This window comes from Pseudomonas sp. JV241A, from assembly GCF_900275665.1.
Classification (GTDB): Bacteria; Pseudomonadota; Gammaproteobacteria; order Pseudomonadales; family Pseudomonadaceae; genus Aquipseudomonas; species Aquipseudomonas wadenswilerensis.
Map to the genome: position 1 here is coordinate 12879 of NZ_OPYO01000029.1, position 19006 is coordinate 31884.

Sequence of the window (19006 nt, forward strand, 5' to 3'; positions counted from 1 at the left end):
AAGCCAACAACGCGGCCGGGTATCGGCTTGCCTGGAGAAAATCGATGAACAGTTACGATTCAAGAACTGCTGACAAATTCGTTGTACGCCTGCCCGACGGTATGCGTGACGACATTCAAGCTGCAGCTGATGCCGATGACCGCTCGATGAACAGCGTTTTCATCAAGGGCATGCGCGAGTACTTGCACGGTCAGCAGCAGAAGCAGGTGCTGCTCGGCGCGCTGGTGCTGGCTGGCAGATTGGCGCCAGCGAACACTTCCGAGTTCGACATTGATGAGCACGTCAAGCTGATGGCCGATGCCAGGCGGTACCGGTGGCTGCGCGACCGGGAGTGCATCGAGGACACCGAAACCGATCTGCTAGTCCTGCGCGGCGACACCCTACTCACCAGCGCGGAGCTGGATCAGGAGATCGACACAGCCATACGCCTGGAACAACTGCAGGTGCAGCAGCCATGAATCAAGCCAGCAAGCCTCGCAATGAGTTTGACGACCTGGGCAGGCGGCTGGTGCGTTTCGGCCAGGCACTGCAGGACAGCACTACCAGCGTGGGAAGGCTCGATCAACTGGCTAGGGAATGCGGCATCACGCTGCGCCTGCGCGCCATCGCCGAGCTGGAGGATGCCAGCCATGCGCACCCTCGCTGATATGGCTCTCTGCCGCGCTCGTGGGCGGATTAACTCAGTGCAGTCCAGAGCTTCCGCCAAGGCGTCTGCGAAGATCACTTCCGCCAGCGCTACGAAGACCAGCGCCGAGATCGTGGTGGATGGCCCGATTAACCACTTCATGTTCCTGGAGGGGCGCAACTGGGCGATTGACCTGGTCGGCTTGCTCCGAGGGTCGCCGGTGGAGGTCGTGATCGAGCGTCTGACCGGTGCGGCGGTCGATCGCCCTGGCAGTTATGTGGCAGGCATCAAGTCGGTGATCGCGGAACTACAGGCAACTGACGCGACAGGTTGGCGAGAAGGCGAGAACCTGACGTGTCAGGCCGGGAGGAAGGAATGAGCGAAGAAACGGAAGTGCTCACGGTCGAAGGTCTGGCCAAGCTGCTTGGTCGGACCGAGGCGTCGATCAGAGAAGGGATTCGCCGCGGAGTGCCGTGGCTGCCCAAGAGCTTCAAGATGGGCAACCGGCACTGCTGGCTAAAGGAAGATGTGCGCAAGTTTCTGCGCGAGTTTCGAGATGGAGTGCACCAGAAACCAGGTGTCGGACGCAAGCGTCAGACACCCCCGTCGCTTCGGGGAGTAGCATGACTAAACTGGCTCTATGCCAGCCAGCCGTTTCACATCTCGGATAAATAGATTGAAGCTTCGCGAAAGGTTGTTTTCTATATTTACATGGGGGGACACGCTTCGCGCCCCTCCGACCTTTTGATAGCCAGGTATAAGTTTTGCGAGCTCCTGAGAAGCGTTAGCCAAACTATCGGGACTTCTGAACTTCCTGTTCCCGGCCAGAGCTACCAAGCTTGGTTTATTGAATGCAATTGCTAACGCCGGGAGGTCGCCCAGAATCCAACTTTCTAGATGATGCACTGGAATCCTGATAAGTGACTCTGGCCGATCCGCGCACAACTCCCTCAACCGAGCTTTCAGAACCAAGGGGTCTTCACCATCTTTATCGCGAACAATTATGAAGTAACTGTTTGGTACCTGCCACCCCCTGAGCTTTCTAGGAATTGACTTTTCGAGATCTTGCTTCCCTTCGTGCACCAAGTAGGTGACAGTGAAGTGTTCAGGAAACAGTCGCCCTATGAAGCCAGCCAAAAAATGCTTCATTGAGGGCTCTTCGAGCATGAAAACTATGTTCATGACGGATCGACCTCTGGAAACGCTCCTTGCTTCCACAACGAACCCGGAAGGTCGCCCTCTGCAACTAGAGCCACCAGCTGCGGGTTCTCGCTACCTCGACGAATAACAGTTCGACCTTCGCGCTTAGACAACCAATAAATTTCATCAAGCTGGATACGATTCAGCAAGTCTGGCGAGTGGGTCGACACAATGACTTGGCCACCTCGCTCAGCATACGCTCTGAATTCCTCGGCCAATTCGATCATAAGGCTGGGATACAGCTGGTTCTCAGGCTCTTCAATACAAAGTAACGGGTGCGGTACGGGATCATGAAGCAACAAAAGATAGGCAAACATCTTGATAGTTCCGTCGGAAACATATCTAGAAATGAACGGATCTTTGAAGCTGCCATCCTGAAAGCGCAGCACAATGCGACCATCTTCAGTTTCTACTGCTTCAACTTCCTTAACCCCGGGAACTCTCTGCTTCATTTTCTCCAGTACAAAGTCAAACTTGTCCCGGTGATTTTCATACATAAACTGAGCGACTAACGCTAGATTTTCCCCATTAGGCGACAAATGTTCCGCGTAGCCTGCCTCTTGAGTTCTGCGCGCTTCATGTATATGAAAATCAGAGAGATGCCATTTTTCGATAAGCTGCCTAAATGCACTAGCTGCTTTGAACCTTTGGAACTGCCCAAGCCCCTTAATCGCTAAAATATCAGCACTTTCCAAGGTTTGTTGCTCGCGAGACAATTCTTCGTCAGGGCGATCAAAATCTTCCTCGTTTTCAATGGCGAATCCACTGCCATTTTTGAAATTCAAAAAGTTGAAAGGAGACCCATAAGCTGCACGCTTATACTTCAGTCGCTCTTCGGCAACTATGGGTTTGCCATCATCCAGCTTGATAGAGACGCTATAAGTAACAAGACGCTCTACCGTGGCAATTGGCATTCGAAATTGAAGTTCGATATAGATCCCATCATCCTCGCACCCCCTAGAAACGACTTCCTTATACCCGCCCCTACGTTGAAGCGCAGCTCGGACGTTTGTATTTAGACAGTCCCTCAGAAAGCCAAACACATCAAACAGTGTTGTCTTGCCGCTTCCATTCGCCCCAATGAACACAGCAAACTTCGGAAGGTTCTTCAGCTCTACATCATAAAGCGCCTTAAAACGCTTGACCTTAATGGTTTCGAGCTTCATTGGCTCTCCTTTCCGAGGTTGAGGTGAGATTCTTTAAGGTGATTGCGATAGGACAGAATGCCACTTTGGTCACTATTAACCAAGTTTCTCTGCTAGATCCTGAGGACTGAGGTGCGTGTAGCGCTTGAGCATCGCGAGGGTCTTGTGCCCGGTAATAGAGGCCGCCTCCATCATGGTGAACCCCCGCTCGAAGAATCGACTCGTCGCCTCATGGCGAAGGTCGTGAAGGCGCAGGCCTTCAATCCCAGCAGCCACGCAGGCCCTCGGGAAGTAATTGCTGATCGTGTTGAGTGCCAGGCTGAAGTACCGCCCGCCATTGATCGGTGTGGGCAGCCCCTCGAGCAGGGCGATTGCCCGGGAAGAAAGCGGCACCGCGCGGCGCTCGCCGTTCTTGGTGTCTTCCAGATAGGCAACCTTGCCTCGCACCTGGTCGCGGCGCAGGAGCAGCAATTCAGAACGACGCATTGCCGTCTCAACCGCCAACTCGATGAATACCGGTAACTGAGCATTGATCTGGCCTGCCGCTTTGTAGAGAGCCGTGAGCTCCGCCGGCGTCGGCCGCCTATCCCGCTCCTTGCTACCCTTCGGCATCCGGATCGCCCGGCAAGGGTTGGTCAGTCCTTCGATACCCCACTCCTTGGTGGCCACCGTGTAGAGGTGGCTGATCACCGCCAAGTTGAGTCGAACCGTCGCAGTCGACTTCCCTTCTTTGAGCTCGGCATCGCGGTACGCAGCCATGTCGCTTGAGCGGATGGCGGCAAGCCCCTTACTGGCCAGCTTGTGCTCCTTCCACTTCTTGATGCGGACCTCCTCCTGCTTGGCGCCCTTCTTGGTCGAGGTCACCTCGGACAGGTATCGGTCCAGCGCCTCGGCCAGGGTGGTGCTCTCGGCCTCGCGCATGTCGACGAAGCGCGCACGCGACATATCGCCTTCAACCTCAGCCGCCCAGCGCTGGGCTTCTGCCTTGGTGTCGAAGGTAGCAGAAAGGGTTGGGTATCCTTTGCGGCGGATCTGGGCGCGCCAGGCGTCCCCGCGTTTTTCGTAGTAGGCCATGGCCGCGAATTTATGGGGGAGCATGGGGGAGCGTCAAGCGGTAAAATATGTCGACCACTTCCGCCAAGAGGCTCGAACCATCTTGCTGACCCGAGAAAGATTACGTGAGCAGCTGACATATGACCCCGAAACCGGAGAGTTCAGGTGGGCGGTCCGCAAACAGAAAGTGAAGCTCGGCTCGGTCGCCGGAAAGGTGAAAAAGTCTGGCTACGTGGAAATTCGTATCGACCTGGTCAGCTATCAAGCGCACCGCCTGGCATGGCTGTACGTGACCGGACAGTGGCCCCAGGGCGATATCGATCACATCAATCGGAGTCCTGGCGATAACCGGTTCGTGAATCTGCGCGAGGCCAGTAGGTCGCAGAACCTTTGCAATGTGGGCGCCCTGTCTACATCGGCGACCGGCGTGCGCGGAGTGGATCTCCACAAGGCCAGCGGCAAGTACCGAGCGAGGATCAGGGCGAACGGCAAAAGGATCGAGCTAGGCCTGTTTGCGACCCTGGAAGAGGCAAAGGCTGCCTACGCCATAGCTCGTGATATCCATCATGGCGAGTATGCAGAGGCAGTGCTGGGGGACCTTGGGGGAATTTGATTGCACCAAAATTCCCCCAAATGAAAAAAGCCCCGAGGGCTATAAGCGCTCGGGGCCTTTAATATGGCGGAGAGATAGGGATTTGAACCCTAGGTACTGTTGCCAGTACAACGGATTTCGAATCCGTCCCGTTCGGCCACTCCGGCATCTCTCCAGTGGCGCGCATGATACCAGCAGTTTGCCGAAAGGCAAAGCCTGTTTGCGAAAAAAATTCGCGTGGTATCAGGCGCTTGCGTGAACTTGCCGGTTACAGCGGCACGCCCAGGCGTTTGGCAACTTCTTCGTAGGCTTCGATAACGTCGCCCAGACCCTGGCGGAAGCGGTCCTTGTCCATCTTCTTGCGGGTCTCTTTGTCCCACAGGCGGCAGCCGTCCGGGCTGAACTCGTCACCAAGGACGATCTCACCGTGGAATACGCCGAACTCGAGCTTGAAGTCGACCAGCAGCAGGCCGGCGTCGTCGAACAGCTTGTTCAGCACTTCGTTGACCTTGAGCGACAGGGCTTTCATCTTCACCAGTTGCTCGGCGGTGCCCCAGCCGAAGGCAACAACGTGGGATTCGTTGATGAACGGATCACCCTTCTCGTCGTTCTTGAGGAACAGTTCGAAGGTCGAAGGCTCGAGCTTGATGCCTTCTTCGACGCCCAGGCGCTTGACCAGGCTGCCGGCAGCGTAGTTACGCACGACGCATTCGACCGGGATCATGTCGAGCTTCTTGACCAAGCACTCGTTGTCGCCCAGCAGTTTGTCGAACTGGGTCGGGATGCCGGCTTCTTCAAGCTTTTGCATGATGAAGGCGTTGAACTTGTTGTTCACCATGCCCTTGCGGTCGAGCTGTTCGATGCGCTTGCCGTCGAACGCCGAGGTGTCGTTGCGAAACAGCAGGATCAAGCGGTCAGCGTCGTCGGTCTTGTAAACCGACTTGGCTTTGCCGCGGTAGAGTTCTTCACGTTTTTCCATGATGGGCTCCGCTTGCTAAATGATGGGCTAGGCGATTTCACGCCAGTCGAGCCCGGAATCCTGATTGGCCACTTGTAGCCAGTCCGGGTCGCAGCCGAGGGTATCGACGAAGCATTGCCGGGCCAGCTGTGGCTGGTTGTTCTTGCTGCTGAGATGGGCCAGCACCAGGTGTTGCAGGTTCTGCCAGTCCAGCTCCGACACCAGGCGCGCGGCCTGATGGTTGTTCAAATGTCCGTAGTCGCCGCCCACCCGCTGCTTGAGAAACATCGGATAAGGCCCGCGTCCGAGCAGGTCGCGACAGTGGTTGGCCTCGATCAGCAGGGCGTCCAGGCCCTGGTAGCTGCTGAGCAGGGCCGCATCATACGAGCCCAGGTCGGTCAGCACACCGAAGCGCCGGCTGCCATCGCCAAATACGTACTGCAGCGGCTCCAGCGCGTCGTGAGTGACGCCGACGGCGGTAACGCTCAAGTCGCCCAACTGCAAGGTGTCGTTGGCGGCCAGGAAGCCTGCGGCTTCGACCGGCTTGCGCATGCCGCGCAAGGTGCCGCGGCTGAGGTAGACCGGTACATTGTAGCGCCGTGACAGCAACCCGACCCCATGCACGTGGTCGGCATGTTCGTGGGTGACCAGCACCGCGCTCAATTGCGCCGCAGAAACGCCGAGCAGCGCCAGGCGCCGCTCGGTTTCACGCAGGGAAAAGCCGCAATCGACCAGTAGCAACGTATTGCCACTGGCGATCAGCGTGCCATTTCCCTGGCTTCCACTTCCAAGTACGGCGAAGCGCACTTAACCCAGGTTGTCCTGAATCACGCTCAGCACGCGGCGGGCGACGTCTGCCGGGGCCACGGTGTTGATGTTCTTCTCGACGGTCACCTGAACGCTTTCGCCCACCTTGCTCAAGCGAACCTGATAACGCTCGGCACGGGCTTCACGCTCTTCCTTGCTCGGCGCGCTGCCGAACAGGCGACTGAAGAAGCCTGGTTGCTCCTTGGTCTCGGCCTTCTCGGCGAGGTTGATGTAGTACAGGCCCAGGCTGCGGTTGATGTCTTCAACGCGCCATTCACCCTGTTCCAGGGCACGGCCAACGCTGGACCAGGCGCGATCGAGGTCGGCGCCCAGGTTCAGCACCGGGTTGCCGCTGCCGTCTTCGCTCAGGCTGACGCGGCTCGGGGCATCGAAATCGCGGGCTGCGAGCAACGACACCGAACCGCCCTTCTCGGCACTGCGGGTCATGCTGGCGAGCATTTCGTCGACCAGGATGGCGTCGACACCGGTGTTGTTCGAACGCGCCGGGAAGTCTTGCTCGGCAGTGCTGCCGGCCGGACGTTCGACGGTGACGATGTAAACCTCACTGGTGTTGCGCTGCACGCCCGGCTCGATGCGGATGCGCGCACGGACTTCGTTGTCGCTGCTGCTCGAGGCACTGCCCAGGCGCTTGGCCATGGACGCCGAGAGCTCGTCGAAACGCTGCCAGGTGGTGTTGAATTCGCCAGTTTGCGGACGCTCTTCGGCGATCCGGAAGCCGTTGTCTTCGAAGAACTGACGCGCCACCGGCCAGACTTCAGCCGGCGAACGCTGGGCCAGGACCCAACGCGAGCTGCCGCTCTTCTGCAGGCTGAAATCGCTGATGTCGGCACCGGCAGTCAGCGGTTGCGGACGCGGCACTTCGAACTCGCCCTTGACGTTGTCGTCGGCGACGTTGCGCGGAATCGGCAGCAGCGGATCGAGCCGCTTGGCACTGCTGACGTCCGGTGGCAGCTGCATCGGCGGCTTCTGGGTGGCCTCCAGATAATCGCTGCCACGGTCACGGAAGTAACCCTCTTCGCCCCAGAGCCAGCCACAACCGCTGGTGCTGGAGATGATCAAGGCAAGGGCGGAAAGACCAGCCAATCGCTTCATGCGGTGTACGTCCTCAATTAAAACTTCAGGCCGCACTGGCGCATCGCCTGGCGTACCGTATCGTGACAGGATTCGCTCAGCCAGGTCAGTGGCAGGCGGATGCCCTTGTGCATCAGGCCCATTTCAACCAAAGCCCACTTCACCGGAATCGGGTTGGCTTCGATGAACAGGTCCTTGTGCAAGGGCATGAGTTGTTCGTTGATCGCGCGAGCCTTCTCGGCATTGCCCGCAAGGGCGGCTTCGCACAGGTCGGCCATTTCCCGCGGGGCGACGTTGGCGGTCACGGAAATGTTGCCCTTGCCGCCCAGCAGGATCAGTTCGACGGCGGTCGGATCGTCGCCGGACAGGACGATGAAGTCCTTGCTCACGCCGTCAAGGATGGCTTTGGCGCGCTTCAGGTCGCCGGTGGCTTCCTTGATGCCGATGATGTTCGGCACGGTCGACAGGCGGATCACGGTCTCGGCCTGCATGTCGCAGGAGGTGCGGCCGGGTACGTTATAGAGGATCTGCGGGATGTCGACGGCTTCGGCAATGTGTTTGAAGTGCTGGTACAGGCCTTCCTGGGTCGGCTTGTTATAGTACGGCACCACCAGCAGGCAGGCATCGGCACCGGCTTCCTTGGCGTTGCGGGTCAAGTGCACGGCTTCGCTGGTGGAGTTGGCGCCGGTGCCGGCGATCACCGGGATACGGCCATTGACCTGCTTGACCACCGCCTTGATGACTTCAATGTGCTCATTGACATCCAGGGTCGCCGACTCGCCGGTAGTACCGACGGCAACGATGGCGTGGGTGCCGTTTTCCAGGTGGAAGTCCACGAGTTTGCTGAGGCTGTCCCAATCAAGACGCCCTTGTGCATCCATGGGTGTGACCAATGCCACCATACTGCCCGCAATCATGAAACTGCTCCTGCCGGAAAAAGAGAGCGGTAATGGTACTGGCGCCATCGGCCTTGCACAAGCGAAGCAGGCGGGCGGAGCATTCCCCTCCGCGGCCATTTTCGCTACCCTTCTGTCTTTGATCGGTACATAGTGGCCCGCCGGGCTGCCGACAATGCGCGTAGCCAGCGCCCCAAGGCTCGATCCTGAGCCCCGGGTCCTGCCTACCGGCCTTTGTGCCACGTCTGGTACCGACCGCTCATCGCTTTAGGAATGCTGCATGTCCACCCCCACCGTTCGCGAACAATTCCTTGTCATCAGCGCCCTGGGTGCCAATCCCATGGAGCTGACCAACATCCTGTGCCGGGCCAGCAACGACAATCGCTGCTCGGTCGTCACCTCGCGCCTGACCCGCCACGGCGAGTGCAGTGCCCTGGTGCTGCAGGTCGCCGGCAGCTGGGACGCCCTGGCGCGCTTTGAAACGGCCCTACCGGGCCTGGCCAAGAAGCACACCTTCACCGTCAACGTGGTGCGCAGCGCCGAACTGGAAGTGCGCCCGCTGTCGCTGCCGTACGTGGCCTATGTCAGCGCCGCCTATCGCCCGGACATCATCAACGAACTGTGCCAGTTCTTCATCGACCACCACGTGGAGCTGGAGAACCTGACCTGCGATACCTACCAGGCCCCGCAGACCGGCGGCACCATGCTCAACGCCACCTTTACCGTGACCCTGCCGGCCGGTACCCAGATCAGCTGGCTGCGCGACCAGTTCCTGGACTTCTCCGATGCCCTGAACCTGGATGCGCTGATCGAACCGTGGCGCCCACAGAACCCGATGTAAGGAAGCTTTACATGGCCGTTGAACTCGACCAACCCGTCGCCGAATTCCAGGCCCAGGCCACCAGTGGCCAGAGCGTCAGCCTGGCTGAGCTCAAGGGCAAGCAGGTGGTGCTGTACTTCTATCCCAAGGACAGCACCCCGGGCTGCACCACCGAAGGCCAGGGTTTCCGTGACCAGCATGCGGCCTTCGAAGCAGCCAACACCCTGGTGTTTGGCGTTTCGCGCGATGGCATCAAGTCCCACGAGAACTTCAAGGCCAAGCAGGCCTTCCCTTTCGAGCTGATCAGCGACAAGGACGAGGCCCTGTGCCAGCTGTTCGACGTGATCAAGCTGAAGAAGCTCTATGGCAAGGAGTATATGGGCGTGGACCGCAGCACCTTCCTGATCGACAAGGATGGCGTGCTGCGCAAGGCCTGGCGTGGGGTCAAGGTGCCAGGGCATGTGGATGCCGTACTGGCTGAGGCGCAGGCGCTGAACAAGGCCTGATAGCGCTTTACCTGTGGGAGCTGGCTTGCCAGCGATTGCATCACCGCGCTAGCCGCAAGGGCCAATGCGCCTGTATCGCTGGCAAGCCAGCTCCCACAAAAGCTCAAAGCAGCGGCGCCACCATTGGCTCGCGCCGCGGCCAGGCATCCAGCACGGCCTTGAACAAGGTCGCCAGCGGGATGGCAAAGAAGATCCCCCAGAACCCCCACAACCCGCCAAACAGCAGCACCGCGCAGATGATCGCCACCGGGTGCAGGCTCACCGCCTCGGAGAACAGCAACGGCACCAGCACGTTGCCATCCAGGGCCTGGATGATCGCGTACACCACCATCAGGTAGATGAACTGATCGCCCCAGCCCCACTGGAACAGTGCAATCAGGGTCACCGGCACGGTCACCACCACCGCGCCGACATAGGGCACCACCACCGACAGGCCGACCAGCAGGGCCAGCAACGCCGCATAGTTGAGCCCCAGGCTGATGAAGGCGATGTAGGTGGCCACGCCACAGATCAGGATCTCGATGCCCTTGCCGCGGATGTAGTTGGCGATCTGCCGGTTCATCTCTTCGGCCACCCGGGTCATCAGCGCCCGCTCCTTGGGCAGGTAACCACTGACCCAGTGGGCGATCTGCTCGCGGTCCTTGAGAAAGAAGAACACCAGGATCGGCACCAGCACCAGGTAGATCATGATGTTGACCAGCAGCGGCAGGCTCGACAACGAGAAGGTCAGCGCCCACTGGCCGAACTTGCCGATCTCGCCGCGCATCACCTCGATGGCCTGCAGCACCTGCTCGTCAGAGACCAGGTGCGGGTAGCGCTCGGGCAACAGCAGCAACAGCGACTGCCACTTGCCGAGCATGCCCGGCAGTTCGTTGAACAGGGTGATCAGCTGATGCCAGAGCAGCGGCACCAACACCAGCAGGAACACCGCCAGGGCGCCCATGAACAGCATGAACACCAGCGCCACGGCATAAGGCGTGGGCACCCGCAGGCGCTCCAGGGCGTTGACCAGGCCCTGCATCAAAAATGCCAGGACCATCCCCGCCAGCACCGGCGCAAGCATGCCGCCCAGGGTCAGGACGGCGGTGAACGCCAGAAACAGCAAGACCGCCAACACCACCGCTTCTTCATCGGAGAAGTAGCGCTGCATCCAGTCGCGAAGCACCTTGAACATTGACGATCCTTTAACAGAGAAAACTCAGGCCTTCTTCAACCAGTAGCGGTACACACCGGCCTCGACCTCTTCGAGCAGCAGCGTATGACCGGCCAATTTGGCAAAAGTGCGAAAGTCGCGCTGGGAACCGGCGTCGGTGGCAATCACCTTGAGCACTGCGCCACTGGCCAGGCGATTGAGCTCCATCTTCGCCTTGAGCAGCGGCAGCGGGCAGTTCAGCCCGCTGGCGTCGAGTTCGGCGTCATGGGTCGGGATAGCGCTCATGGGGTTCTCCAGGCAGAAATACGGGCACAGGTAGCATTTTGAACAAGCCCGGTAGGATACCGCCACTGGTCGCCAACGTGTGAGCGGGCTACAGTAAGGTTCTTTGTCGACCAGAGCTTCGTGCATGAATTTTCTGCGCCCTACCCTGCTGACGCTGGCCTGTTTGATGGCGCTCCCCAGCCATGCCGACGACCTGCCGTCACTCGGCGACGCCAGTTCTGCCATTGTCTCCCCACAACAGGAACACCAGTTGGGCCGCGCCTGGCTCAGCCTGCTGCGGGGCAATGTCAATCAACTGAACGATCCCCAGCTCAAGGATTACGTCGAAACCAGCGTCTACCGTCTGGCCGAAACCAGCCAGCTGCAGGACCGGCGCCTGGAGTTCATTCTCATCGACAGCCGTGAACTCAACGCCTTCGCCGCCCCTGGCGGGATCGTCGGGGTCAACGGCGGGCTGTTCCTCAATGCCCAGACCGAGGGCGAGTACGCCTCGGTACTGGCCCACGAACTGGCGCACTTGTCGCAACGCCACTTCGCCCGCGGCGTCGAGGCCCAGCAACGCATGCAGTTGCCGATGATGGGCGCGCTGCTGATCGGTATCGTCGCCGCGGCGGCGGGTGCCGGCGATGCCGGTATTGCCGCGATTGCCGGCACCCAGGCGGCAGCCATCCAGGAACAGCGGCGCTTCTCCCGGCAGAACGAACAGGAAGCCGACCGCATCGGTATCCTCAACCTTGAGAAGGCCGGTTACGATCCGCGCAACATGCCGACCATGTTCGAGCGCCTGATGCGCCAGTACCGCTATGACGCCAAGCCGCCGGAATTCCTCCTGACTCACCCGGTCACCGAATCGCGGATCGCCGACACCCGAAACCGCGCCGAACAGGCGCCCAAGGGCGGCACCGAAGACAGCAAGCGCTATCAGCTGATTCGTGCCCGGGTGGCGCTGATCTATGAAGGCACCCCCGGCCTTGCGGCCAAGCGCTTCCAGGCGCAGCTCGATGAAAACCCGCAGCAGGACGCCGCCCGTTACGGCCTGGCGCTGGCGCAGATCAAGGGCGGACGCCTGAACGAGGCGCGCGAGAACCTCAAGCCGCTGCTGGCCAAGGCACCCAACGACATCACCTACAACCTGGCGCAGATCGACCTCGACATCACCAACAACCGCTTGCCCGATGCCCAGCAACGGGTCGAGCGGATGCGTGGCCTGTACCCGGGCAACTACCCGCTGCAACAGGCGCGCATCGACCTGCTGCTCAAGCAGAACCGCCCCGCCGAGGCGGAGAAGGCGCTGGATGCCTTGCTCAAGAATCGTCCGCAAGACCCGGATGTCTGGTATGACGTGGCGGAAGTGCGCGGATTGTCGGGCAACACCATCGGCCTGCACCAGGCCCGCGCCGAGTACTTCGCCCTGGTGGGCGACTTTGACCAGGCCTTGCAGCAGCTCGACTACGCCAAGCAGCGGGCCGGCAACAATTTTGTCCTGGCGTCGAAGATCGATGCGCGTCAGCGCGAGCTGATGGAGCAGCAGCGGATGGTCAAGGACATGATGCGCTAAGACCGCATGAGGCTGCTTCGCAGCCTATCGCCGGCAAGGCCGGCTCCCACAGTAGATTTGCATGCACCGAACCTGTGAGAGCTGGCTTGCCAGCGATGGGGCCGTCAGGCGTTACCGGACAGCTTCATCCGCGCCGCCTGGGTAAAGTCGAGCATGCGCTTGAGCGGCTTGATCGCCTGAGGGATCAGCGCCGGCTCGACGAAGATCTCGTTGCTGCCTTCACGCAGGCACTGCAAGGTACGCTCCAGGGTATTCATCGCCATCCACGGGCAATGCGCGCAACTGCGGCAGGCCGCGCCGTTACCGGCGGTGGGCGCTTCGATGAAGATCTTGTCCGGGCACAGCTGCTGCATCTTGTAGAAGATGCCGCGGTCGGTGGCGACGATGAAGGTCTTGTTCGGCAGGGTTTGCGCCGCGGCAATCAGCTGGCTGGTGGAACCGACCGCATCGGCCAGGTCAATCACCGCCTCAGGCGATTCCGGGTGCACCAGAATCGCCGCATCCGGGTACAGCGCCTTCATGTCGGCCAACTGGCGCGACTTGAACTCTTCGTGAACGATGCAGGCACCGTCCCACAGCAGCATGTCGGCACCGGTCTGTTTCTGGATATAGCGGCCCAGGTGCTGGTCCGGGCCCCAGATGATGGTCTCGCCGTTATCCATCAGGCTTTCGACGATTTCCAGCGCGCAGCTGGAAGTCACTACCCAGTCAGCTCGGGCCTTGACCGCCGCCGAGGTGTTGGCATACACCACCACGGTGCGTTCGGGGTGCTTGTCGCAGAACGCCGAGAACTCTTCAACCGGGCAGCCGAGGTCGAGCGAGCAAGTCGCCTCGAGGGTCGGCATCAGCACGCGCTTTTCCGGAGTGAGGATCTTGGCCGTCTCGCCCATGAAGCGCACACCGGCCACCACCACGGTCGTGGCTGCGTGGTTCTTGCCAAAGCGGGCCATTTCCAGCGAGTCGGACACACAGCCGCCGGTTTCCTCGGCCAGGGCCTGGATCACCGGGTCGCAATAGTAATGGGCAACCAGCACCGCATTTTGCGCCTTGAGCTCGGCGGCGATGGCGGCACGGTAGTCGGCCTCTTGCTCGGGCGTCAGCGGCTTGGGCTGCTTGGCATCGAGGTGAGCCTGGACGAGAAGGCGTTCGGAAATCTGGGTCATGATCGCTGGACCTGCAGGCGCTTGAGCGCGTAAGTCGAGTGTATCACCGAGCCCTGGCAAATCGGCTACAGGCTCCGCAGGCAGGGCGAAACAGCCTTGCACACAGAACCACGGACCAGCTGCGGCCTCGGGTTTTTATAGGATGCCGAAGGCTACAGATAATCGGATGAATTCAAAAGGTTTTTTTAGTGAAACAAGCCCGGGGCGGGCGCCCCGGGCCTGAACATCAACCGCCTGTCGCCTGCATGGCGCTGGCATTGGCCATGATCACGCTGGCGAACTGCTCGACGGTCATCTTCTGGCCGTTGAAGTCGACCATGCCATCGGCATAGTGCAGCGTGGTAACGATGTCGTTGCCCTCGACCTTGGCCATCTGGCTTTGCACCGCCATCATGCTGACCATTTCCCCGGCCTGGGCCGCTTGCTGGGAGACGATGGCAGCATCGGTCTGGCCTTCGAACTGCGCCTGCAGGGTCGCCAGGTCACCGATCATCGGCTTGGACAGCGACAGCTTGCTCTGCAGCTGGGTGATCAACTGCTTGTACAGCTCCTGCGGTGGCAACTCCAGAGAACTCGGGTTGGCCAGGTCAACGCTGAAGTTGAAACGGCTTTCGCCATTGGCAGTCTTGAACGACAGGTTCTCCAGGGCGATCTGCGGCTTGGCCGCCAGCAGACGCTGCACATCGCTGCGCACCTGGGCCGTTTCGGCCTCGGTCATCGCCAGGTCCGGCATGCCTTCACCTTCGGCAGCGGCCTTTTGGAACTCCGGCAGGCGGCTCTGGTACCAGCCGATCAGCGCCTGCATGGCCGGGATGTCGAGACGCTTGAGGCTCCAGACCATCTCGCCGGCACCGATGGCCTTGCCGTCGAAGTTGATGTCGGCAACCTTGTATTCCATGCGCACCGAGAGCTTGTCACCGTCGTTCTTGTACTCGTTGTTCTGCGCCAGGCCCTTGAGCGCCAGGACCTTCTGCTCGTCGCCGAAGGTCGCGACCGTGTCAGCCACGGCCATGTCCATCTTGCCGACATAGAAGCCGAACGGCGTCTTGGTCATGTCGCCGGTCAGGCTCAGGCCCTTGATCTCGACTTTCAGCACTTTGCTGTCGGGGTCGACCAGGTTCAGGCTCAGGCCGGCCGACTGGCCGGTGAGTTGCACATGTTCGGCGCCTTCGTTGCCGTGGCCACTGACTTCAAACCCGGAGAACTTCAGCGACGAGCCGTCCTTGCTCCACTCGATCGGCGCCACCTGGAAAGCACTGTCCATCGAGCGATCGTAGCCGTAGGCAACCTGGCCTTGCAGCGGCGAAACGTCCTTGGTCAGGGCGAACCAGTCAGCAGTGGCAGCGTCTTTTTCCAGGGCGTAGTGGCTGGCAGCCATGACCGGCATCAGTTTCAGTGCCTTGACCCGCGACAGCGGAAACGGCCCGTGTTCGATCTGGTCGACAAAATTCAGCTCGAAACTTTTGCTTTCTTCACCAACCTGCAGGTTCTGCACCTTGAGGCGGTATTTGGCGGTACTGCTGAACAGACGGCTGTCCAGCGATACCAGTTGCAGCTCCATAGTGGTTTCCATGCCCAGCAGCGCCTGCTTGGTCTGGGCATTGGATTCGGCGATGGTGGTTTCGAGCACGCCGGGCAATTGCTTGCCGGTGTACCAGGCACCCGCGGTGCATGCCGCTGCCACTACCACTGCGAGGCCGAGTACGCCTGTAGATTTCTTCATGAATTGTTTCGCTTCCATTTGTAGAGAGTTGTTGCTTTGGCTAAGCCTTGCGGCCTATTCGTTGACGTCCATGTACTCGCGGGCCCAGACGATGTAGTCGTCCGGCTGCGTGTAGGTATGGGTGAGTTCGGTGGCGCTCAGGTCCGAGGTGCTGCAGGTGATGCCGCGCTGCTCGCGCAGGCAGTCGTAGGTGGCCTTGATCGCGGCAAAGTAGGCGCCATGACCATCGACGGCAATGCGCACACCCAGCTCGGCCAGGCGCGCATCATCATGCAATTGCGGGTTGCCGTAGGTCACCAGCATCAGCGGCACGCTCAGGTGTGCGGCGATCTGTTCCAGGTGCTCGAAGTCGCGGATGCCGACAATGCACAAGGCGTCAGCGCCAGCGTTCTGGTAGGCCACGGTGCGGGCGATGACTTCTTCGGTAGGAATCAGCGCCGCGTTGGTGCGGGCAATGATCGACAGCTCAGGGTCAACCCGCGCCTCCAGCGCTGCACGGATCTTGCCGACGCCTTCGGCGATGCTGATCAAGTCGGTGGACTTGCGCCCGAACTGGGCCGGCAGCAGGGTGTCCTCGATGGTCAGCGCGGCAATCCCGGCACGCTCAAGTTCGGTCACCGTACGCATCACGTTGAGCGCGTTGCCATAGCCGTGGTCGGCGTCGGCGATCACCGGCAACTGGGCCACCCGGCCGATCCGCGTCGCCTGCTCGGCGAATTCGCTGAGGCTGATCAAGGCAAAGTCAGGGGCGGCCAGCACCTGCAGGGAGGCTACCGAGCCCCCGAGGATACCCACCTCGAAGCCCAGATCGGCGGCGATACGCGCCGACATCGGGTCGAACACGGAGGCGGTGTGGTAGCAGGCAGGGGAGGCAAGCAGTTGACGGAACGCGCGACGCAGGTCTTGGTGGGAGGCTCTTGGCATGGTCTTTCCAGGCTATCGACTTCATTTAGTAGGTCGAACATTACCACTGGTGGCTATCTGACTGACAGCGCCGCGCGTTTGAGGGTCTCGCTGGGCAGTTCCTTGAACAGCTTGCGGTAGCTGTCGGAAAACCGCCCCAGGTGCCAGAACGACCAGTGCATGGCCACCTCGGCGACGGTGGTGTCGCTGGGCCCGCAACTGAGCAGTTCTCGCCGTGCACTGTTGAGCCGGCGCAGGCGCAACCACTGCGCCGGGGCCATGCCGGTGAAAGTCTTGAAGGCATGCTGCAACTGGCGCAAGGACACCCCGGCGACCTGCGAAAGCTCCATCAGGTTAAGCGTTTCTTCAGGACAGTCCGCCGCCCATTCACCGACTTTACGCATGATCGCCCGTTCCTCGGTACGCCGCCATAACGCCCCGCGATCGAGGCAGATGCACGCGTTATCGAGGATGAACAGGCAGTCTTCGAGCAGCTGTTCGGCCAGTGCATCCTGGCTTGGCGGGTCGATGGTCTGCGAGATGCGCGTGAGCGTCCCGCTCAACCAGCGGCTGAACAGCTCGTTCTGCATCGAGTTCAGCGGCGCCATGAACAGCCCGTCGAGGCGGGCGATGTCCAGGCCGTGGCGCTGGACGAATTCCGGGCCGAACACCACGGCCACTTCCTGGTAGTTCTCCGGAGTGATCCAGATGTTGCGGCTTTCGCCATTGAGCACGTAGAGGCTGTGGTCGCTGCGGTCGAAACAGAACGCCAGGGAGCCGGCCGGCGCACTGAAGTTCTGCTCGACCCGGGTGTTCATGCACTCCTCGTAGATCTCCACGCCGTGCAGGTCGAGGCAGCGCAGCTGACCGGCGAAATGCCCGGGAGACATCTGTTGGTAGTGCTGGGTCCAGCCCGGGGTGGCACGGACCTGTTCGGTGACATCGGCGGTGTTGAAAGCTTGGACCCGCAAAGGCGTTGACGCTGTCATGAGCTGCTCTTTATGCACTCTTTTGGTGCATTTTAGTCTTGCTGAAAGTGGATAGATCGAATGCGCACGCGTCACCCAAGATAGACCTCAACGCGCTACAGGGGAAGCCGCTTGGGTGGCAAGCCGGTCGCAACTGCCGGTCCTGGCGTGGATAAAACCAACAACGAGGTCTTTATGAATGCCCCTTTCGATCAGCTGTCTGCGTGGCTGAAAGAACACAAGATTACCGAAGTCGAGTGCGTGGTCAGTGATCTGACCGGTATCGCCCGCGGCAAGATCGCACCGACCAACAAGTTCCTGCATGAACGAGGCATGCGCCTGCCGGAAAGTGTGCTTCTGCAAACGGTAACCGGGGACTTTGTCGACGACGACATCTACTACGACCTGCTCGATCCTGCCGATATCGACATGGTCTGCCGCCCGGATTCAGCGGCGGTGTATGTGGTGCCATGGGCCATCGAGCCGACCGCCGTGGTCATTCACGACACCTTCGACAAACAGGGCAACCCGATCGAACTGTCGCCACGCAACGTGCTCAAGAAAGTCCTCAAGCTCTACACCGACAAGGGCTGGCAGCCGATCGTCGCCCCGGAGATGGAGTTCTACCTGACCCAGCGCTGCGAAGACCCGGACTTGCCGCTACAAGCGCCACTGGGCCGCTCGGGCCGCGCCGAAAGCGGCCGGCAGTCGTTCTCGATCGATGCCGCCAACGAATTCGACCCGCTGTTCGAAGACGTCTACGATTGGTGCGAAGCCCAGGGCCTGGACCTCGACACGCTGATTCACGAAGACGGCCCGGCGCAGATGGAAATCAACTTCCGTCACGGCGACGCCCTTGACCTTGCCGATCAGATCACGGTGTTCAAGCGCACCATGCGCGAGGCCGCGCTCAAGCACAACGTCACCGCCACCTTCATGGCCAAACCGGTGGGTGACGAGCCGGGCAGCGCCATGCACCTGCACCAGAGCGTGATCGACATCGCCACCGGCAAGCCGATCTTCGTCGACGACAACGGGCAGATGAGCGAGCTGTTTTTGCATCACATCGGCGGCCTGCAGAAGTACATCCCCAAAGTGCTGCCGATGTTCGCCCCCAACGTCAACTCGTTCCGGCGCTTCCTGCCCGACACGTCGGCGCCGGTCAACGTCGAATGGGGTGAAGAGAACCGCACCGTGGGCTTGCGCGTGCCGACTTCCAGCCCCGAGGCCATGCGCGTGGAAAACCGCCTGCCGGGCGCCGATGCCAACCCCTACCTGGCGATTGCCGCCAGCCTGCTGTGCGGCTACCTGGGCATGGTCGAGAAGATCAACCCCAGCGCCCCGGTGCAGGGCCGCGCCTACGAACGGCGCAACCTGCGCCTGCCGATCACCATCGAAGACGCACTGGCGCACATGGAGGACTGCCCGACCATCGAGCAGTACCTGGGCAGCAAGTTCGTGCGCGGCTATGTGGCGGTCAAGCGCGCCGAGCACGAGAACTTCAAACGGGTGATCAGTTCCTGGGAGCGCGAGTTCCTGCTGCTCAGCGTTTGAGCCCG

The 19006-nt window shown here is 60.6% G+C and carries 22 protein-coding genes and 1 tRNA gene; 9 read left to right on the plus strand and 14 right to left on the minus strand.

What is annotated here, in order from left to right; all coding sequences use genetic code 11:
* Nucleotides 1-44: 44 nt before the first annotated feature.
* Genes JV241A_RS18410 through JV241A_RS18425 form a run of 4 tightly spaced genes read left to right on the plus strand, consistent with a single transcriptional unit; the run spans nucleotide 45 to nucleotide 1252 of the window.
* Entirely contained in the window at nucleotides 45-458 is a 414-nt protein-coding gene (locus JV241A_RS18410) for an Arc family DNA-binding protein (RefSeq protein ID WP_134063924.1), read from the plus strand.
* A complete protein-coding gene (locus tag JV241A_RS18415; RefSeq protein ID WP_134063927.1) occupies nucleotides 455-646 on the plus strand; it encodes a hypothetical protein in 192 nt (63 codons plus the stop codon). The genes JV241A_RS18410 and JV241A_RS18415 overlap by 4 nt, the downstream gene beginning before the upstream one ends.
* Nucleotides 630-1004 (plus strand): hypothetical protein, encoded by a 375-nt coding sequence (locus tag JV241A_RS18420; protein ID WP_240047888.1) that lies wholly within the window; start codon nucleotides 630-632, stop codon nucleotides 1002-1004. The genes JV241A_RS18415 and JV241A_RS18420 overlap by 17 nt, the downstream gene beginning before the upstream one ends.
* Nucleotides 1001-1252 carry a hypothetical protein gene (locus JV241A_RS18425; protein ID WP_134063930.1) on the plus strand — a complete coding sequence of 84 codons (252 nt, stop codon included), beginning with the start codon at nucleotides 1001-1003 and terminating at the stop codon, nucleotides 1250-1252. The genes JV241A_RS18420 and JV241A_RS18425 overlap by 4 nt, the downstream gene beginning before the upstream one ends.
* Here JV241A_RS18425 and JV241A_RS18430 read toward each other — a convergent pair whose 3' ends face one another.
* The 3 genes from JV241A_RS18430 to JV241A_RS18440 all read right to left on the minus strand — a co-directional run bounded on the left by JV241A_RS18430 (nucleotide 1253) and on the right by JV241A_RS18440 (nucleotide 4044).
* A complete protein-coding gene (locus JV241A_RS18430; RefSeq protein WP_134063932.1) occupies nucleotides 1253-1807 on the minus strand; it encodes a DUF4276 family protein in 555 nt (184 codons plus the stop codon).
* Nucleotides 1804-2991, minus strand: a complete 1188-nt coding sequence (locus JV241A_RS18435) for an AAA family ATPase (protein WP_134063934.1) — start codon at nucleotides 2989-2991, stop codon at nucleotides 1804-1806. Before JV241A_RS18435 ends, JV241A_RS18430 begins: the two co-directional genes overlap by 4 nt.
* A 75-nt stretch (nucleotides 2992-3066) precedes the next feature.
* Complete coding sequence (locus tag JV241A_RS18440; protein ID WP_134063936.1) at nucleotides 3067-4044, minus strand: site-specific integrase; 978 nt, start codon at nucleotides 4042-4044, stop codon at nucleotides 3067-3069.
* Between the two features lie 22 nt (nucleotides 4045-4066).
* Here JV241A_RS18440 and JV241A_RS18445 point away from each other — a divergent pair, with 22 nt between their 5' ends.
* Nucleotides 4067-4636 (plus strand): HNH endonuclease, encoded by a 570-nt coding sequence (locus JV241A_RS18445; RefSeq protein ID WP_166675720.1) that lies wholly within the window; start codon nucleotides 4067-4069, stop codon nucleotides 4634-4636.
* Nucleotides 4637-4700: 64 nt separating this feature from the next.
* On the opposite strand, the gene JV241A_RS18450 is transcribed toward JV241A_RS18445, so the two are convergent.
* The 5 genes from JV241A_RS18450 to dapA all read right to left on the minus strand — a co-directional run bounded on the left by JV241A_RS18450 (nucleotide 4701) and on the right by dapA (nucleotide 8389).
* Nucleotides 4701-4790: transfer RNA gene (locus JV241A_RS18450), tRNA-Ser, on the minus strand.
* Between the two features lie 93 nt (nucleotides 4791-4883).
* Nucleotides 4884-5594: a phosphoribosylaminoimidazolesuccinocarboxamide synthase gene (gene purC, locus JV241A_RS18455; RefSeq protein ID WP_038613804.1), complete on the minus strand. Its 711-nt coding sequence runs from the start codon at nucleotides 5592-5594 to the stop codon at nucleotides 4884-4886.
* 27 nt (nucleotides 5595-5621) lie between these two features.
* Nucleotides 5622-6380 carry an MBL fold metallo-hydrolase gene (locus tag JV241A_RS18460; protein ID WP_093386320.1) on the minus strand — a complete coding sequence of 253 codons (759 nt, stop codon included), beginning with the start codon at nucleotides 6378-6380 and terminating at the stop codon, nucleotides 5622-5624.
* Nucleotides 6381-7493, minus strand: a complete 1113-nt coding sequence (gene bamC, locus JV241A_RS18465; protein WP_115088282.1) for an outer membrane protein assembly factor BamC — start codon at nucleotides 7491-7493, stop codon at nucleotides 6381-6383.
* A 17-nt stretch (nucleotides 7494-7510) separates the two neighbouring features.
* Nucleotides 7511-8389, minus strand: a complete 879-nt coding sequence (gene dapA / locus JV241A_RS18470) for a 4-hydroxy-tetrahydrodipicolinate synthase (RefSeq protein ID WP_038996627.1) — start codon at nucleotides 8387-8389, stop codon at nucleotides 7511-7513.
* A 259-nt stretch (nucleotides 8390-8648) separates the two neighbouring features.
* Between dapA and JV241A_RS18475 the strand changes: the two genes are divergently transcribed.
* Nucleotides 8649-9209, plus strand: a complete 561-nt coding sequence (locus tag JV241A_RS18475) for a glycine cleavage system protein R (protein ID WP_115088283.1) — start codon at nucleotides 8649-8651, stop codon at nucleotides 9207-9209.
* Between the two features lie 11 nt (nucleotides 9210-9220).
* The gene (locus JV241A_RS18480) at nucleotides 9221-9694 is read left to right on the plus strand and encodes a peroxiredoxin (RefSeq protein WP_134063938.1); all 474 of its coding nucleotides are present in this window, start codon (nucleotides 9221-9223) and stop codon (nucleotides 9692-9694) included.
* A gap of 103 nt (nucleotides 9695-9797) precedes the next feature.
* Here JV241A_RS18480 and JV241A_RS18485 read toward each other — a convergent pair whose 3' ends face one another.
* The gene (locus JV241A_RS18485) at nucleotides 9798-10868 is read right to left on the minus strand and encodes an AI-2E family transporter (RefSeq protein ID WP_134063940.1); all 1071 of its coding nucleotides are present in this window, start codon (nucleotides 10866-10868) and stop codon (nucleotides 9798-9800) included.
* A 24-nt stretch (nucleotides 10869-10892) separates the two neighbouring features.
* Nucleotides 10893-11132 (minus strand): sulfurtransferase TusA family protein, encoded by a 240-nt coding sequence (locus JV241A_RS18490; protein WP_115088286.1) that lies wholly within the window; start codon nucleotides 11130-11132, stop codon nucleotides 10893-10895.
* 124 nt (nucleotides 11133-11256) lie between these two features.
* Here JV241A_RS18490 and JV241A_RS18495 point away from each other — a divergent pair, with 124 nt between their 5' ends.
* Nucleotides 11257-12690, plus strand: a complete 1434-nt coding sequence (locus JV241A_RS18495; protein WP_115088287.1) for a M48 family metalloprotease — start codon at nucleotides 11257-11259, stop codon at nucleotides 12688-12690.
* A gap of 104 nt (nucleotides 12691-12794) precedes the next feature.
* On the opposite strand, the gene nadA is transcribed toward JV241A_RS18495, so the two are convergent.
* The 4 genes from nadA to JV241A_RS18515 all read right to left on the minus strand — a co-directional run bounded on the left by nadA (nucleotide 12795) and on the right by JV241A_RS18515 (nucleotide 17468).
* A complete protein-coding gene (nadA, locus tag JV241A_RS18500; protein ID WP_115088288.1) occupies nucleotides 12795-13853 on the minus strand; it encodes a quinolinate synthase NadA in 1059 nt (352 codons plus the stop codon).
* A 226-nt stretch (nucleotides 13854-14079) separates the two neighbouring features.
* Nucleotides 14080-15576, minus strand: a complete 1497-nt coding sequence (locus JV241A_RS18505) for a YdgA family protein (RefSeq protein WP_166675721.1) — start codon at nucleotides 15574-15576, stop codon at nucleotides 14080-14082.
* A 54-nt stretch (nucleotides 15577-15630) separates the two neighbouring features.
* The gene (locus JV241A_RS18510) at nucleotides 15631-16500 is read right to left on the minus strand and encodes an oxaloacetate decarboxylase (protein WP_115088290.1); all 870 of its coding nucleotides are present in this window, start codon (nucleotides 16498-16500) and stop codon (nucleotides 15631-15633) included.
* A 53-nt stretch (nucleotides 16501-16553) separates the two neighbouring features.
* On the minus strand, nucleotides 16554-17468 hold the full coding sequence (locus JV241A_RS18515) for a helix-turn-helix domain-containing protein (protein WP_115088291.1): 915 nt from the start codon (nucleotides 17466-17468) through the stop codon (nucleotides 16554-16556).
* Nucleotides 17469-17642: 174 nt separating this feature from the next.
* Between JV241A_RS18515 and JV241A_RS18520 the strand changes: the two genes are divergently transcribed.
* Nucleotides 17643-19001 (plus strand): glutamine synthetase family protein, encoded by a 1359-nt coding sequence (locus JV241A_RS18520; RefSeq protein ID WP_115088513.1) that lies wholly within the window; start codon nucleotides 17643-17645, stop codon nucleotides 18999-19001.
* The last annotated feature ends 5 nt before the right edge of the window (nucleotides 19002-19006 follow it).

What these genes read in the sequence shown, in the direction of transcription:
- JV241A_RS18410 (WP_134063924.1), top strand. Translation starts at nt 45, where the DNA reads ATGAACAGTTACGATTCAAGAACTGCTGACAAATTCGTTGTACGCCTG.
- JV241A_RS18415 (WP_134063927.1), top strand. Translation starts at nt 455, where the DNA reads ATGAATCAAGCCAGCAAGCCTCGCAATGAGTTTGACGACCTGGGCAGG.
- JV241A_RS18420 (WP_240047888.1), top strand. Translation starts at nt 630, where the DNA reads ATGCGCACCCTCGCTGATATGGCTCTCTGCCGCGCTCGTGGGCGGATT.
- JV241A_RS18425 (WP_134063930.1), top strand. Translation starts at nt 1,001, where the DNA reads ATGAGCGAAGAAACGGAAGTGCTCACGGTCGAAGGTCTGGCCAAGCTG.
- JV241A_RS18430 (WP_134063932.1), bottom strand. Translation starts at nt 1,807, where the DNA reads ATGAACATAGTTTTCATGCTCGAAGAGCCCTCAATGAAGCATTTTTTG.
- JV241A_RS18435 (WP_134063934.1), bottom strand. Translation starts at nt 2,991, where the DNA reads ATGAAGCTCGAAACCATTAAGGTCAAGCGTTTTAAGGCGCTTTATGAT.
- JV241A_RS18440 (WP_134063936.1), bottom strand. Translation starts at nt 4,044, where the DNA reads ATGGCCTACTACGAAAAACGCGGGGACGCCTGGCGCGCCCAGATCCGC.
- JV241A_RS18445 (WP_166675720.1), top strand. Translation starts at nt 4,067, where the DNA reads ATGGGGGAGCGTCAAGCGGTAAAATATGTCGACCACTTCCGCCAAGAG.
- purC (WP_038613804.1), bottom strand. Translation starts at nt 5,594, where the DNA reads ATGGAAAAACGTGAAGAACTCTACCGCGGCAAAGCCAAGTCGGTTTAC.
- bamC (WP_115088282.1), bottom strand. Translation starts at nt 7,493, where the DNA reads ATGAAGCGATTGGCTGGTCTTTCCGCCCTTGCCTTGATCATCTCCAGC.
- dapA (WP_038996627.1), bottom strand. Translation starts at nt 8,389, where the DNA reads ATGATTGCGGGCAGTATGGTGGCATTGGTCACACCCATGGATGCACAA.
- JV241A_RS18475 (WP_115088283.1), top strand. Translation starts at nt 8,649, where the DNA reads ATGTCCACCCCCACCGTTCGCGAACAATTCCTTGTCATCAGCGCCCTG.
- JV241A_RS18480 (WP_134063938.1), top strand. Translation starts at nt 9,221, where the DNA reads ATGGCCGTTGAACTCGACCAACCCGTCGCCGAATTCCAGGCCCAGGCC.
- JV241A_RS18485 (WP_134063940.1), bottom strand. Translation starts at nt 10,868, where the DNA reads ATGTTCAAGGTGCTTCGCGACTGGATGCAGCGCTACTTCTCCGATGAA.
- JV241A_RS18490 (WP_115088286.1), bottom strand. Translation starts at nt 11,132, where the DNA reads ATGAGCGCTATCCCGACCCATGACGCCGAACTCGACGCCAGCGGGCTG.
- JV241A_RS18495 (WP_115088287.1), top strand. Translation starts at nt 11,257, where the DNA reads ATGAATTTTCTGCGCCCTACCCTGCTGACGCTGGCCTGTTTGATGGCG.
- nadA (WP_115088288.1), bottom strand. Translation starts at nt 13,853, where the DNA reads ATGACCCAGATTTCCGAACGCCTTCTCGTCCAGGCTCACCTCGATGCC.
- JV241A_RS18505 (WP_166675721.1), bottom strand. Translation starts at nt 15,576, where the DNA reads ATGAAGAAATCTACAGGCGTACTCGGCCTCGCAGTGGTAGTGGCAGCG.
- JV241A_RS18510 (WP_115088290.1), bottom strand. Translation starts at nt 16,500, where the DNA reads ATGCCAAGAGCCTCCCACCAAGACCTGCGTCGCGCGTTCCGTCAACTG.
- JV241A_RS18515 (WP_115088291.1), bottom strand. Translation starts at nt 17,468, where the DNA reads ATGACAGCGTCAACGCCTTTGCGGGTCCAAGCTTTCAACACCGCCGAT.
- JV241A_RS18520 (WP_115088513.1), top strand. Translation starts at nt 17,643, where the DNA reads ATGAATGCCCCTTTCGATCAGCTGTCTGCGTGGCTGAAAGAACACAAG.